Source organism: Vibrio sp. R11-SG3-ISO3-SZ, from assembly GCF_059834345.1.
In genome coordinates this window covers 1-15,076 of record NZ_JCBDGX010000020.1, presented here as the reverse complement: position 1 = coordinate 15,076, position 15,076 = coordinate 1, and the positions used below count along the sequence as shown (strand labels likewise).

Annotated in this window: 10 protein-coding genes and 1 riboswitch; of the genes, 1 reads left to right on the top strand and 9 read right to left on the bottom strand. The window is 48.0% G+C overall.

Annotated features, from left to right (window positions below; all coding sequences use genetic code 11):
- Positions 1 to 14: 14 nt before the first annotated feature.
- Positions 15 to 1,502, bottom strand: coding sequence for a polysaccharide lyase 6 family protein (locus tag AC6R1O_RS02860; protein WP_500656462.1), 1,488 nt, complete (start codon positions 1,500 to 1,502; stop codon positions 15 to 17).
- A 702-nt stretch (positions 1,503 to 2,204) separates the two neighbouring features.
- Positions 2,205 to 2,401: riboswitch (Lysine riboswitch) on the top strand.
- A gap of 87 nt (positions 2,402 to 2,488) precedes the next feature.
- On the opposite strand from AC6R1O_RS02860, the gene AC6R1O_RS02855 reads away from it, so the two are divergent.
- The gene (locus AC6R1O_RS02855) at positions 2,489 to 3,121 is read left to right on the top strand and encodes a LysE family translocator (RefSeq protein WP_500656461.1); all 633 of its coding nucleotides are present in this window, start codon (positions 2,489 to 2,491) and stop codon (positions 3,119 to 3,121) included.
- A gap of 507 nt (positions 3,122 to 3,628) precedes the next feature.
- On the opposite strand, the gene purF is transcribed toward AC6R1O_RS02855, so the two are convergent.
- The 8 genes from purF to AC6R1O_RS02815 all read right to left on the bottom strand — a co-directional run.
- A complete protein-coding gene (gene purF / locus AC6R1O_RS02850; RefSeq protein WP_500626012.1) occupies positions 3,629 to 5,143 on the bottom strand; it encodes an amidophosphoribosyltransferase in 1,515 nt (504 codons plus the stop codon).
- Positions 5,144 to 5,178: 35 nt separating this feature from the next.
- A complete protein-coding gene (locus tag AC6R1O_RS02845) occupies positions 5,179 to 5,670 on the bottom strand; it encodes a CvpA family protein (RefSeq protein ID WP_334552740.1) in 492 nt (163 codons plus the stop codon).
- 62 nt (positions 5,671 to 5,732) lie between these two features.
- Entirely contained in the window at positions 5,733 to 6,266 is a 534-nt protein-coding gene (locus AC6R1O_RS02840) for an SPOR domain-containing protein (RefSeq protein WP_500632928.1), read from the bottom strand.
- Positions 6,267 to 7,532, bottom strand: coding sequence for a bifunctional tetrahydrofolate synthase/dihydrofolate synthase (folC, locus tag AC6R1O_RS02835; protein ID WP_500632277.1), 1,266 nt, complete (start codon positions 7,530 to 7,532; stop codon positions 6,267 to 6,269).
- A gap of 43 nt (positions 7,533 to 7,575) precedes the next feature.
- On the bottom strand, positions 7,576 to 8,502 hold the full coding sequence (gene accD, locus AC6R1O_RS02830; RefSeq protein ID WP_500626009.1) for an acetyl-CoA carboxylase, carboxyltransferase subunit beta: 927 nt from the start codon (positions 8,500 to 8,502) through the stop codon (positions 7,576 to 7,578).
- 174 nt (positions 8,503 to 8,676) lie between these two features.
- The gene (gene truA, locus AC6R1O_RS02825) at positions 8,677 to 9,471 is read right to left on the bottom strand and encodes a tRNA pseudouridine(38-40) synthase TruA (protein WP_500632278.1); all 795 of its coding nucleotides are present in this window, start codon (positions 9,469 to 9,471) and stop codon (positions 8,677 to 8,679) included.
- Positions 9,472 to 9,565: 94 nt separating this feature from the next.
- A complete protein-coding gene (locus AC6R1O_RS02820) occupies positions 9,566 to 14,215 on the bottom strand; it encodes a FimV/HubP family polar landmark protein (RefSeq protein WP_500656460.1) in 4,650 nt (1,549 codons plus the stop codon).
- Between the two features lie 203 nt (positions 14,216 to 14,418).
- Positions 14,419 to 15,076: aspartate-semialdehyde dehydrogenase (locus AC6R1O_RS02815; RefSeq protein ID WP_500656459.1), on the bottom strand; the 658-nt coding region annotated here is incomplete at its 5' end.

Sequence of the window (15,076 nt, the reverse complement as noted above, 5' to 3'; positions counted from 1 at the left end):
AGGTTAATCACTACTCAACAGGTGGCATGAACAGCACCTATTGCTGGTGCGTCTGTAGTAATACCCTCAGGCAATTGGTCTAAGCCTTCGATTTGACCATAGAAGATATTGTTCACAAACTTAGAACCAACCATCTGGAATTTTTCGCCTTCAAATTGTCGGAATGCGTTTGTACCATCTTCAGTTGCGATAGACAGGTTGTTTTCAAATAGCGTATTAACAGCTGGGAAGATTGTTTCAACACGTTCATCGTTGGTTAAGCTCACACGGTGAATCGCATTACTCGCAAAGATGCCTTGTGTATTGTTTACTAGCGTGTTGTTCTTAACAACAACGTCTTTTGGTGTCCACTGCTTTTGCAGTGTTTTACCGTCTGTTGAATCTTTACTTAGCACTTCGCCATTCGCTACATCGATGATGCCTGTGTTCAGCACAAGAGCACCACGGTAAGTACCTTTACCTAATGTACCTTCGATATAGTTGTTTTCAATTATGTGGTTCTCATCATAGATACGGATACCGCCTGAGTTAGCCGTGTTACCCGGTAAGATCACGTTGTTTGTCACAACATTATTATGGCCATGACGCAAAGAAATCATCGAAGTACTGTTTTTGATTGTGTTGCCATCAAAAGTGATGCCGCTCGCCTTCACTGAGATAAGCTCGATCTCGCCAGAGCCGTTTTTACCGACATAACCACTGATATTGTCGAAGTAGTTATTGCGGATAATACTTTGTGAATCAAACAGTGAGTTGTGGCTGTCACCCACGCGGATCGCTTGTCTGTCGTTGCGGTTGGTTCTCACCATTTTCGGGTTTGAGTTTTCGATCAGCTCCATATCTAAAGCCGTCAGGTCTTTAAAGATGTTACCTTCGATCAGAGTTTTCTCTAACTTGTCTGATGTTGCCACAACAAGCATCGCGCCGCGCTTGTACTTACCTTCAAAAGTATTGTTGGTAATCTTGTTATTTTCGCCGCCAACCGTGATCCAACGGATGTTAGGGTATTTTCCTTTCTCATCCGCTACGTATTCGTAGTCGTTGAACTTGTAGATAACAGAGTTATTTAAGGTGTTGTTTTTACCAAAGATACCAAACACGCCCATGATGTTTGCATCATGACTTTCAGTGCTTAGCGTTGCGCCACCTTCAGTGAAGACTAAGCTCTCAATTAGGTTATTGTCACCCTTAATCAAGAACTGAGTTGAACCGTTAAAAATGGCAGTTCCAGGCTCTTGAGCGACAATCTTGACGTTGTCCGCTGATAACGTCACACGACCTAAATCGGCATAGCGACCTGGTTTGATGCTAATCACATCGCCATCTTGCGCGTTGTTGATGCTCTCGCGTAGCTCCAGTACCTCTTGTGCAGAAGCAACAGCAACACCTTGATCAACCATAACTGCTGTCGGTTGGGTAACTTGTTCTGTGCTTGCGTGGCTCGTTGTCGCGCTTGCGAATAGTAATGAACCTAAAATAAATGCAATTGGTGACTTTTTCATTAGTATCTCTTTCGTAGGGTATTTGAGTATGAGGCAAGGTTAGCAACACACAAGAGGGCGAGAAAACTGATTCGCCCTTGGAATGTGGTCTGAATCGCGTCGGCTTTGTTAAACTGTGGATAAGTTCAAATAATTTAATAATACAAATAGACCGTGCTATTTAATGGTTGTAAAGGGTCTTGGTTCAGGTCAATAGCTCTCTTAAATTTTATTTTAACTTATTGTTTTTTAAATTCTTTTATCTGAGATTACCTTAACTCTTAGTAGAATTTTCAAACTAGAGCATATGAGAGACCCTGCAAATTAAGGATAATTTGTAATATTAGTGCACTTACAATAACGAAATATTGATCGAGATTTTGGGAAAGATACAGAGCATGAATGAGTTGGTAATTCTTTCTGCTAGCTGGAACACTGCTAATTTAGGTTATTACGGATAACTTTTCGTACCCCAAAACGTCAAAGACCACCGTTGTCAGCGATGGTCTGTCTGCGCGGAATTGGACATAATCTTCCACCTGCGATCTACATTGTTAGATTCTCTATATGCAGAATTCGCCGCAAAGTATGCAGAATCTCGTTCGGCCCGAATTGATTTTCCCAGAGCTCCGTTGGGAGGTTTAAGCGACGCAAAAAATATTTGCAATCATTCTACCTTATAGTTTATCTTCATTTGCAAAGCTGTATTGGCGAAAATCAGTGCAGCAATGTAGAGGCGCATTACCTATCAGTAGCTCAGTTTAGGTTGACAACCATTGACCCTGAGTGAAAGGAGTCAATGCCGAAGTGCCACGGGCGTCACCCCGTAGTGCTGGGGTTGTATCGAATAGGTACAGCACTGCCATAGTAAACTCGTTAGGATGACAAAAACACGTTTTCTATGGAGCGCTACAGATGGATGGTGAGCCAGTTTATATGTGTCCCCCCAAAGCTTTGCATCCTGCATCGCTGTTCTAGTAGCCTCCATAATATATATTGAGGTAAGAATGTCTGATTTTAACTTTTGGTTATTGTTTCTAACCACCGCTTTTGCTCTAAATGTCGCTCCGGGGCCTGATCTGCTGTACATCCTGACGAAGACAATTAGCAATGGAAAAAAGGTAGGCTTAGCATCGGCTATTGGTGTATGTACCGGAGCGCTTTTCCATGTGTTTGCTGCTTCCATTGGCTTATCTGCTATTTTAGTCTCTTCTGCACTAGCATTTAGCATTGTTAAGTATGTTGGTGCGGCTTATCTGATATATCTTGCTTATCAGTCATTTAGATCATCTGGATTTGAGTTAAATGCCGATGGCTCAAATCAGAGCAAAGAAACAGCATTTGAAGCATTTAAGCAAGGGGTACTAATCGACATTCTAAACCCTAAAGTAGCTATTTTCTTTATGGCGTTTCTACCACAGTTTGTTCGTGAAGACGCAGGCTCTGTATCATTCCAGTTGTTCTATCTCGGGTTACTTGTTATTGCGGTTGCTATCGTTGTGGAAGCTGCATATGTTCTTGCGGCAGACAAGATTTCTGAACGAGTTAGAAGCAGTAAAAAACTCAGCATCTGGTTAGATCGTGCTGTCGGAACAATGTTTGCTAGTCTGGGTGTAAAGTTAGCAGTATCAACAAACTAAAAATATCTACTCAAGGAGAATGAGCGTGTACCGCAATAGTGAATTAGACATTTACATGATGCGCGTTTCCTTCTAGTTCAGAGCAAACAGGCCACCGCTACAAACGGTGGCCTTTTACGTTTTTGGGTACGAAGGAGTTCCTGAAAGCAACACTATGGGATGCTACTCCAATAAACTTCTGTCCGGTTGTGAATTTGCATAACAACTCAGGTGATATTTTCTGGGTAAGGGCATCGTTTTTGATTGGAAATGGGAGATTCCGTGCAGCGCTGTTCTGGTGTCTGCCATAACTTCACGTATCACAAACTCCGCAGCGTAACTCGTTGCTGAGTAATAGCAATAAGGCGGTTTGGGGCAGAAATGAGATAACGCGTGTTCAGCTAATTACGGCTTTAAACCCAAAAAGTAATCGCACGTTATTGTCATCTGACAGCAGCCGGATGGCGCAATAAAAAATGGTCATCCGTTGGATGACCATTAAATACGTTTACGTAGAGGGCGTGGAGGTTACGCACCTTCGTTATGCAACTCTAGGTTAGCAAGCTCTTGCTGAATCTCTCGTTGCGTTTTTGCATCATCGCTGCGCAAAGACTCAAGAAAGTCTAAGTACTGCTGATTGATGTCGCCGGTTACGTATTCACCGCTAAATACCGACGTTTCGAACTGAGAGATGTCTGTGTTGCCTAGGCCAACGGCGTCCGTAAGGTCTTCCAACGTCTGGAAAATGAGCTCATCGGCACCAATTTGCTTACAGATCGCTTCGTTGTCTCGGCCATGGGCGATAAGCTCATTGGCGCTTGGCATGTCAATGCCGTACACGTTCGGGAAGCGAATCTCTGGCGCAGCAGAGACCATGTACACTTTCTTCGCACCTGAATCGCGGGCCATTTCGATGATCTGCTCTGACGTAGTACCACGTACGATAGAATCATCAACCAACAAGACATTCTTGTCTTTAAACTCTGAACGAATCGCGTTGAGTTTACGACGTACTGACTTCTTACGCTGCTGCTGACCCGGCATGATGAACGTGCGGCCAACATAGCGGTTTTTCACAAAACCTTGGCGGTAAGGCTTTTCAATCGCTTGAGCGATTTGTAGAGCGATGTCACACGAGGTCTCTGGAATCGGGATAACCACATCAATGTCCAAATCAGCAAATTCGTCACGGATTCGGTCGCCCAGTTTCTTACCCATCTCTACACGTGCGCTGTAAACCGAAATCTTATCGATAAAGGAGTCGGGACGTGCAAAGTAAACAAATTCGAAAATACATGGGTTGAGTCGAGGGTTGTCCGCACACTGCTTAGTATGCAGTTGACCATCAAACGTCGCATAGATTGCTTCACCTGGCGCGACATCGCGCATAAAGTCAAAACCGACCGCATCTAGGGCTACTGATTCAGAGGCAACCATGTACTCGGTGCGACCTTCAACCTCGCGTTTACCTAAACACAGTGGGCGAATGCCGTTAGGATCGCGGAACGCAATCATGCCGTGACCGATGATCATAGCCGTCACCGCGTAAGCACCACGAATCGCGCGATGCACATTGGTGACAGCACGGAACACATCTTCAGAGGTAACGTTACCTTTGACAGTATCAATCTCATGAGCCAACACGTTAAGCAACACTTCTGAATCAGAGGTGGTGTTGATGTGACGACGATCTTTCTCGAACAACTTTTCGCGAATTTCGTGTGCGTTTGTGAGGTTACCGTTGTGAGCTAGTGTGATACCAAATGGTGAGTTCACGTAGAAAGGTTGCGCTTCAGACGCGCTTGAGCTTCCTGCTGTTGGGTAGCGAACATGGCCGATACCCACTGTACCTTGAAGTCTTTGCATGTGTTTGGCTTCAAACACATCCTTTACTAAACCGTTCGCCTTTCTAAGACGAAAACGATTGCTATCTATGGTACAAATACCCGCGGCATCTTGGCCACGATGCTGCAATACCGTCAATGCGTCATAGATAGACTGGTTTACAGGCGTTGTGCCCACGATTCCAACAATACCACACATGTCTTAACCCTCGATTTTCGACAATGGCTGGAGCGCTATAACGCCCCAGATAAGAAACTAGATGTTGCTTGTAGGTGTTCAAAAAAAGGTGCGATGATGCGGCTGAATTCCGGTACCAACTGCGACCCTTTCCACCACTGTGAGTCTGGAAACGACGTAAACGCATCCATGAAGAATAGTGCCGCTGACACTATAAGAACACCTCGTAAACCGCCAAACACGATACCAAGGACTCTATCCGTTCCAGACAAACCTGTCTTCTGCACTAATTGAGCAATCACATAATTGACGATAGCACCGACAATCAGAGTTGCAATAAACAGAGCAGCGATCGCGGATCCGTTTCGGATCATGTCATCTTCGATATTGGTGAAATACATCGCCAATTTCGCGTAGTACTGACTGGCAATAAAAAAGGCGCCAAACCAGATAACAAGAGACAGTGCTTCTTTCGCGAAGCCACGAATTAAACTGATCAGCGCTGAGAGGCCGATCACACTTAAAATGACAATATCTAACCAGTTCATGTTGTTCTACATCTTAAGTTGGCGCGCATTTTAACAGAAAAAACGCTGACGCAAACGTTTTCTTATGGATTTAGTGGTTTAAATTTAAGCAATCGACCTTTTGAGCCAGTGATCTTTTCCAGTTCAATCACTTGGCGTTCGAGTTTACTCTTCGACACATCAGGACCAATAATTACTCGGGTAAAACCATTCTCTAATTTGGTGTGTGCTTGGTATCCGCGCTTTTGCAAATCATCCACGACGCTCTGCGCATTCTCTGCGTTTTTTAACGCCATCAGTTGGATGATCCATGCACTGTCTTGATACTCATTGCGTTCAGGGATGGCTTTAACGATCACCTCGAGTGGCGCCTCTTCTGCACTCTCCTCTTGAGTGACGACCGCGACAGGCGTATCGGGCAGCGCTTTCGAGTCATCCACCGGCTCGAGAATCTCAAACGATTCCAGATCGCTTTCAAGCTCCGGTTTTAGCGGAATACTGGCGATCTCTTCCTGATAGTGGCTTTTCTTGCCATCGAGCACATCGGGCAATACGATGACGCCAATCGCCACTAAGATGATGGTACCGACTAAGCGGTTTTGAAATTTGCTCGCCATTTAATCTCCTTGTGTTTGCCAATGCGCCAACACTTCCCCAACGGTATGAAATGAGCCAACAACCAGTATCACATCGTCTTGGCCCGCCTTTGTCATCGCGGCTTCAAAAGCCAGCACCGGAGAATCAAAGGTTTGAGTCGCGGCTGGTAAATGACTTGCCAGTTCATTAGCGTGCGCGGCGCGAGGGCCATGCAGTGAAGCTGGATACCAATGCGAAGAAAGCTCGCTCAAGATAGCCAGCGTCGCCTTGATGTCTTTATCATGCAGCATGCCCACCACAGTATGAATCACACGTTTTGGGTATTGCTTTGCTACACGTTCAACCAAGTATTGCGCTGAATGTGGATTGTGCGCGACATCCAAAAGTATCACTGGCGAAGTGTGCAGAATTTGCATGCGCCCTGGCAAGGTGGCGTTTTCAAGGCCGTTGACGATATTGATATCTGTGATATCCAGATTGGCGTTTGCCAGCGCCGTTAAGGCCGTCGCCGCGTTCTGCAGTGGCAGTCCGGGAATGGGTAGCTCGTTTAATTCAAAAGTGCCAAGTTGCCAGCGCCATTGTGTCTCTGATTGTTGCTCATAGTGGTATTGAATCCCCACTTGAAAGAGCTCAGCCTGAATATCGTCGGCGTGTGCTGCCACGGTTGATGGCGCTTTCGGCTGACCGCAAATCGCTGGTTTGCCTGCGCGAAAGATGCCGGCTTTCTCAAAACCAATTACGTTAATGTCATCGCCCAGCCAATCGACGTGGTCGATGGCTAAACTGGTAATCACGGATACGTCATGATCGACGACATTAGTGGCGTCTAAACGCCCGCCCAAACCGACCTCAAGCAAGACAACATCCACTTGCTCGGTTTGAAACAGGCGTAACGCCGCAAGCGTGCCAAACTCAAAAAAGCTTAGGCTGATATCCCCGCGCTGCTGTTCAATGAAATCGAAGGCTTGGCAATGCTTCTCGTCGGCTAAATCGACGCCATTGACGCGCACGCGCTCGTTGTATCGAATTAAATGAGGAGAAGAGTAGACACCGACTTTATACCCTGCGTCGAGCAAAATCGCTTCCATCAAAGCGCAGGTAGAACCTTTGCCGTTGGTACCAGCAACGGTAATGACTGTCGGAGCGGGTTTGGTTAAGTTGGCTTGTTGTGCGACGGCTTGGACTCGGTCTAGCCCGAGATCGATCGCTGAGGTGTGAATGTTGGCTAAATAATCAAGCCACATCGTAAGAGGGGATGTGGCTTGTGGAATTTGGGTTTGACTCATCTAACTGAAACCATAAATTGTGGTGGTTTGTTAGTGTGTTACTTTACCCTTTTTCGTCCGCTTCTGGTACTTCATATGCAGGTTCATTTGGCGCATCATTCACAGAAACCACCAGTGGCGACGGTTGATTGGTCATTTTGGCCAACAAACTGCCGATGCGTTGACGCATTTCACGGCGATCAACAATCATATCGATAGCCCCGTGTTCCAATAGGAACTCACTGCGCTGGAAACCTTCTGGAAGATCTTCACGAACGGTTTGTTCAATCACACGGCGACCAGCAAAACCAATCAGTGCTTTGGGTTCACCGATATTGATATCGCCTAGCATCGCTAAGCTCGCCGATACACCGCCCATGGTTGGGTCCGTCATCACTGAGATGAACGGCAATCCTTTTTGCGATAGTCGCTCTAACGCTGCACTGGTTTTTGCCATCTGCATCAGAGACATTAGCGCCTCTTGCATTCGCGCACCACCACTGGCCGAGAAACAAACTAAACCACAGTTGTTTTCCATCGCCGCTTCAACCGCACGTACGAAACGAGCGCCAACGACTGAACCCATCGAGCCACCCATAAAGGAGAACTCAAACGCACACGCAACCACAGGTAGACCCAACAGCTCGCCTTGCATAACGATGAGCGCGTCTTTTTCACCACTGCTCTTTTGCGCAGCAGAAATACGGTCTTTGTATTTCTTCGAATCGCGGAACTTGAGCTTATCTTGTGGCTCAAGCTCAGTGGCTAACTCAGTACGATTGCCTTCATCCAAAAATGTTTCAAGACGACGACGCGACGACATGCGCATGTGGTGATCACATTTAGGACAAACTTCTAGATTTCGCTCTAGTTCAGCGTGATAAAGCACTTGTTCACACGATGTACATTTGGTCCATACCCCTTCAGGGATTGACGCTTTTCTCGATGTGCCGATATTGCTCTTTTCTAAAATCTTTTCAAGCCAACTCATGGAAGACCTTTTCTCTCTCGATCCCCGTTCAATACAGGGATTCAAATTCTGAATTTACGCGTGAGGATTAAAGCATATTAAATGCCAAGTGTAGACAAAAAACTGGTTGTACCTATTTTCTGACTCTCTGTCTCACGCCCTAACGTCCTGATTGATTCGACAATTTATCACGAATTAGTTCAGATTGTCTGGCAAAAACAGAGGTCCGATCGGTACGCGTGGCAACTGATACTCATCCGGATAATCCACATCCACCAAGTATAATCCTTCTGCTTTCGCTGTGGCGCCCGCCAATTTTCTGTCTTTCACGCCAAGCAACCACTCTATCCACTCGGGCTTTTGTTCCCCACGTCCCACGCAGATAAGGCTGCCGGTAATGTTACGTACCATATGATGCACAAAGGCATTGGCCTTAATATCAATCACGACATATTGCCCGTGACGAGACACATGCAGGTGCATCACATTGCGCCAAGGGCTACGAGATTGGCATTGCACCGCTCGAAATGAGGTAAAGTCGTTTTCGCCGAGCAAATACTGCCCAGCTTGGTGCATCAATGCTTCATCCAGTTCACCGTGGTAGTGGCTCACGCCTGACGAGAGGATCCCGGGTCTGAGAGGGCTATTGAAGATAATATAGCGGTAGCGTCGCGCGGTCGCAGAAAAACGAGCATGAAACGACTCCGGTACCTCTTTCGCCCAGCGAACACAGACATCCGATGGCAAATTGGCGTTCACGCCCATAGTCCACGCCACCATTTTTCTTTCTGCCGTGGTATCAAAGTGAACCACTTGGCCTGTGCCATGTACGCCTGCATCTGTCCTGCCAGCACATTGCACTTCAACGGGGTGATTGGCGACAACACTCAACGCTTTCTCGAGCGCTTCCTGAACACTTTTCACCTCTTTTTGGCGTTGCCAGCCATAGTATTGAGTACCGTTATATTCGATACCTAACGCTATTCTCATCTGCAGAATCTCTTTAAAAATGGGCCGGGCAGTATACCTTTAATAGGGATAAAAAATAAGAGGGCCGCAGCCCTCTTACCTCACTCTAACTCGCCTATCCGCGGTTGATTTTGTCAATCAGACGTTTGGCTTCTCGACGAATCTCGTCACTGCCATCAACAATCGCCTCTTCGAGCAGTTTGATGGCCCCTTGCGCGTCATTCATCTCAACGTAAATCTTGGCGAGATCAAGTTTTCCTGCCGCCTCTGCGTTTGAATCGACATCAATCTCATCACCAATGTCACCGATCACATCAGGGAAATCATTCAGGCCAACATCCAACTTGAGCTCGTCATCCAACTCTTGCTGCTCTTCCATCTCCACTTCTGCCATCAGTTCATCAATGGTTCTAAACTGATTTTGCTGTGGGCTGAAATCGTCGGCGCTGTCTTGAATGCTCCAATCTTCATCGCTGACCTCAGGTTGCTCTAAAGCATTATCTTGATCCCAAACCCCACGCTCTTCTTCAGGAATGTCATCCGAAATCTGTGCCTGCTGCTCGGGAGAGAGCGTAAAGCCGTTCCAATCTTCGCCGCCCATCTCGAGCATAGCGTCAATATCCATACCGGCACTGTCAGACGTTGTGGCATCGATCGGGCTGTCAAATGAGAAGCTAGGTGTGGCATCCTCGCTGTCTGCAAGCAACTCATCAAACGCCTGCTCATCAAACTCTTGTGCAGCCATTGCCTCAGCGACGTCGATATCAACGCGGCGTTCGGAAGGAATTTCCGACAGTTCAGGCGTCTCCAAATCGTCTAAATTGAAATTGACCTCATCGGCACTCTCTACGTCCCCATCTGTGGTCGGCATGTCAGCCAGCGCTTCGTCTTCACCATATTCAGGCAATTCCAGCTCATCAAACTCGGTCAGTTCCTGCCCAACAGGCTCGCCTTGGCCATCAGACATCGGCTCTGAAGCCATATCTGCCAGTGCGTCATCCTCATTATATTCAGGCAGCTCAAGCTCATCGGTATCGACTGATTCCGTCGCTTGCTCCTCTTGAGGAGAGTCTGCACTCGACGCTAGCGCCTTCTCTTCAAGATCAATGAATGGCTCATCGCCCAAATCCGCCAGAGCATCGTCTTCGTTGTATTCGGGAAGCTCGAGATCATCGAAGTCGAAAGTCTCGTCGTCACTGACTGATTTCTCTGGCTCTGGTGTGACAGGTTCATTGGCCATATCCGCAAGCGCATCGTCTTCACTGTACTCTGGAAGCTCTAAATCATCAAAATCAAGAGTTTCGTCGTCACTGACTGATTGCTCTGGCTCTGGTATGGCAGGCTCGTTGGCCATAACCGCAAGTGCGTCTTCTTCACTGTATTCTGGAAGCTCTAAATCATCAAAATCAAGAGTCTCATCGTCACTGACTGATCTCTCTGGCTCTGGTTCGGCAGGCTCGTTGGCCATATCCGCAAGCGCATCGTCTTCACTGTATTCTGGAAGCTCTAAATCATCAAAATCGAGAGTCTCATCGTCACTGACTGATCTCTCTGCCTCTGGTTCGGCAGGCTCGTTGGCCATATCCGCAAGCGCATCGTCTTCACTGTATTCTGGAAGCTCTAAATCATCAAAATCGTGAGTCTCATCGTCACTGACTGATTTCTCTGGCTCTGATGTTGCAGGCTCATTGGCCACATCCGCGAGGTCATCTTCTTCAGTACGTTCTGGAAGTTCCAAATCATCGACGTCAGAGATATCACTGACAGATTGCGACAGTGGATCTGCACTGTCCAATGTATCCGCATCAGTTTGTATCTCTGGTGTTGGGTCTTCCACCAGCCAATCTTCATCTTGCGGAACACCAAACTCATTCGCAGCGACTTCAGGGGCTGATGATGGCGCAAGCTCCAGCTCGTCTGATGATTCCTTCTCATCCGATTCCGGTGCTTCTACCGCTTCACTCTCCTGTGTGTTAGAAGCTGGTTGATCACTGTCCTGGTCCCATCCAGCATCAACGGCAGGTGTACTCTCATCCTCTACAGATTGTGTTGGTTCTAGCTCAGTCGCTAACTCTTCCTTAACCGGACTTTCTTCTAATGGGCTCTCTTCAACGTGTGGCTGCTCAACCTCTTCAACGGCAGACGTCAGCCAATCATCATCGTCAGCATCATCACTTTGGTCATCATCACTCTGCGTAGCTGGCTCTGCTGGCGTTTCCTCACTGCCGCTTTGCGGCAACAACTCGTCACTATCGAGCGGCGTCTCTGAGTCATAGTCAGGATTTTCCACTTCGTCGATAGCGGCGCTTAACCAGTCGTCTTCATCTTCTTCTGGCTCTGGCTCTGGCTCTGGCTCTGGCTCTGGCTCTGGCTCTGGCTCTGGCTCTGGCTCTGGCTCTGGCTCTGGCTCTGGCTCTGGCTCTGGCTCTGCAGGGATGAGATCAGACTCGTCCTGCTCGTCAAGCGCTAACGTAGATAAATCAGGGTCTTGTTCTTGTGCGTCGAGCAATGGGTCACCTTGTGGGGCAACACTCATCATATCGTCGATGAACTCTTCGCTAGAAAAACCTTTCTCTGGTTCTGGTTCTGGTTCTGGTTCTGGTTCTGGTTCTGGTTCTGGTAAAGTCTGTTCCTCTGCTTGCGCTTGGTCAAGCAAGGTATCGACATCTTCACTCATGCTAGGCGACACGTCGTCAGCAGTGGCTTCTAGGCTCTCTTCACTACTCTGCTCAATATCAAGCAGCTCTTCGAACAAATCAGTGGCGTCATCGTTGAGATCCTCTTCGCCATCTTGCCCTACCAGTTCATCGAGCAGATCCGTGCCGGCATCAAGAGGGGCATTTAACTCATCGGTACCAATCAGCTCATCGAGTTCACTATCGAGTAGAGATTGTGAATCCTCAAACGGGTCCTCTTCATCGACCTCCAGCAACTCGTCGAGTAACTCGGTGCTCTCAGGCTCAACGCTCTCCTCAATATCAGTGCCAATCAAGTCGTCGAAGTCATCCTCTTCGTCATCATCGAGCTGGAAGTCTGACTCTAGCATTTCGTCAAGCAGAGCGGCGTCATCGACCGAGTTAGACTCGAGTTCCTCTAAGTTAGCTTGCGCCTCCGCTTCTGCGAACAGCGCATCAATATCATCATCGGATGCAATTGAGGTTTGTGTCAGTTCGTCATCGGCCTCATCACTCAAGTCAAACGCATTTTCCGCTTCATCAAGCAACTCATCGAAGTCGACATCGCCCTCATCACTCTCTTTGTTCTGCTCAAACAAATCATCCAACATGGATTGATCGAGCTCGCTACTTTCTAGCGAGTCGTCATCGCTGTCACCGGCGAGCAACGAGTCAATGTCATCTTGACTAAAGTCACCCCCATCCGAGAGGTCGAAACTGTCATCTTCATCGTCGTCCATCACGACATCATCAAGCGCACGTTCCATCTCTTCCAAGCTGAGCGCTTTATCGTCCCCTTTGACGCTGATACCGTTGGCACTGTCCACTTCATCGGCAAGGGTTTCATCCAGATCGCCGTCATCGCCGATACCGGCGAATGGGTCCTCACCCTCTTCGCCCTCGAGGTTGAAGTCTAAATCGCTGTCATCAAGGTCGGCAAACACATCCGCTTCATCACTTTGCTCTTCCGACTCATCGGAGAACAGCGCTTCACCGTCATCTGACTCGCCAAACAAGTCATCATCAAGCAACAGATCATCACCAATATCTTCATTGAGGGTATCGGGGACAACAGGTGCAACCGTTGGTGTCGCTTCCGGTGTGGTTTCTGCTTGAGACTCCGATTTAGAACGGCGCCCGAGTAACAACACGACCAACAAACCAATGATCAAACCAGGAACCACCGCCATTGCGGCCACTGCCCAAGTGTTCGATAGCAACTTATCCCATTGGCTTGGCGCCATTTTTTGCTCTTCCGCCAGCTTGAGACGTTCGGCTTCCAGCAGTTTTTCAACTTCGTTGCGAATGCGTGATTCATCGCCCAAGGAGTCTTTGAGTACGTCCACTTCCGATTGAACCTGTGCAAGCATCAGGCGCAGTTTGTGGTTTTTCTCCTCCAACGCCATCAACTCTGTTTCAGAGGTTTTGAGCTGATTTTCTAGCGTCGAGACTTCACCTTGGCGCTCTTGATTGGCCATCTCTTTAAGATCGCTAATTTGTGAGGCACTGTCTTGTGGGCGAGTTTCAGGTGCACTCGGCACATCTTGCGCCGGTTTGGCCATCACGTCTGGCGTTGTAGACTCAACGACCGGAGCGTCGACTGGCGCCGTGACCGCAGGGGTTGCCCGTTGAGGCTGAGGCGCTGGGGAGACGGGTTGAGTCGGAGTTAAGCGCGCTTGATGCGCCGCCATCACATTGACCGCTTGTTCAGTGGTAGCACTCTGGATTTGCGCTAATGAAGGGATACGAAGATTGCTGCCTGGGATCAGTTCATGGATATTTTGGTTGTCGAAAGCTTGGGGATTGATCTGATAAATAGCGTAGAGGGTTTGCTGCACAGAGACTTGATTAGAGGGTCTCAGTTGCGAAGCGATGCTCCATAAGGTCTCTTGTTCGCCAGTCGGTCCGTAGAAGCGTGACGGTTCATTCGCTAGTCCAGAGCGACGCGCAAGCGGCTGTGCAAACTGTGGAGAAGACTGAATTTCGCCATTTGGACCCTTTAGGCGAATGCTTTCTGCACTAACGATGGATGTCTGAGTCACGGCCACCAATGCCAGAGGCAAAAGCAGGCGCTTAAAAATATGAAGCATAAAAGGCTCAGCTATGTGCTTAATAGTTTGAAAACGTTGATCTGTTAAATATATCGGATAAACGCAGTAAAACTATAGGCTGAGAGCCAAAAAATGTGTGTCCTACGCCATAATCGCATGAATCTCACACTAATTTTCTTACTTTGATTAAAAAAGCCTCGCACTAGGGCGAGGCTCTTAAAAGCGAAGCGGACACTCAGTACTCAGTAGTAATCGCGAATCAACACTTCGGCGATTTGTACCGCGTTGGTCGCCGCGCCTTTGCGGACGTTGTCGGCCACCACCCACAAATTGACGCCACTGTGGTGGCTAATGTCATTGCGGATTCGCCCGACCATGACGTGATCTTTGCCGCCAGCATCGCGAACTTGGGTCGGGAAATCCTCGCCATGGAATACTTCAACCCCTTCGGTTTGCTCCAGCATCTGCACGACTTCGCTTGCGTCAATCGGCGCGCGAGTTTCTACGTGGACCGCTTCAGCATGGCCATAAAACACCGGCACGCGAACGCAGGTCGGGTTCACCGTAATGGATGGATCATTAAAGATTTTTTGCGTCTCCCACACCATCTTCATCTCTTCTTTGGTGTAGCCGTTTTCCATCATCTGGTCGATCTGTGGAATACAGTTGAACGCGATCTGCTGAGAGAACTGGTTGGTTTCAGCTGGTAGCCCATTGAGTAGCTTGGCCGTTTGCCCTGCCAGCTCATCAATACCGGCTTTGCCTGCTCCTGACACTGATTGGTAAGTCGAGACATTGATGCGCTCGATTCCGACGGCATCATGAATTGGCTTGAGCGCCACCAGCATTTGAATGGTCGAGCAATTTGGATTGGCGATGATGTTGCGGTTACGAAATTCC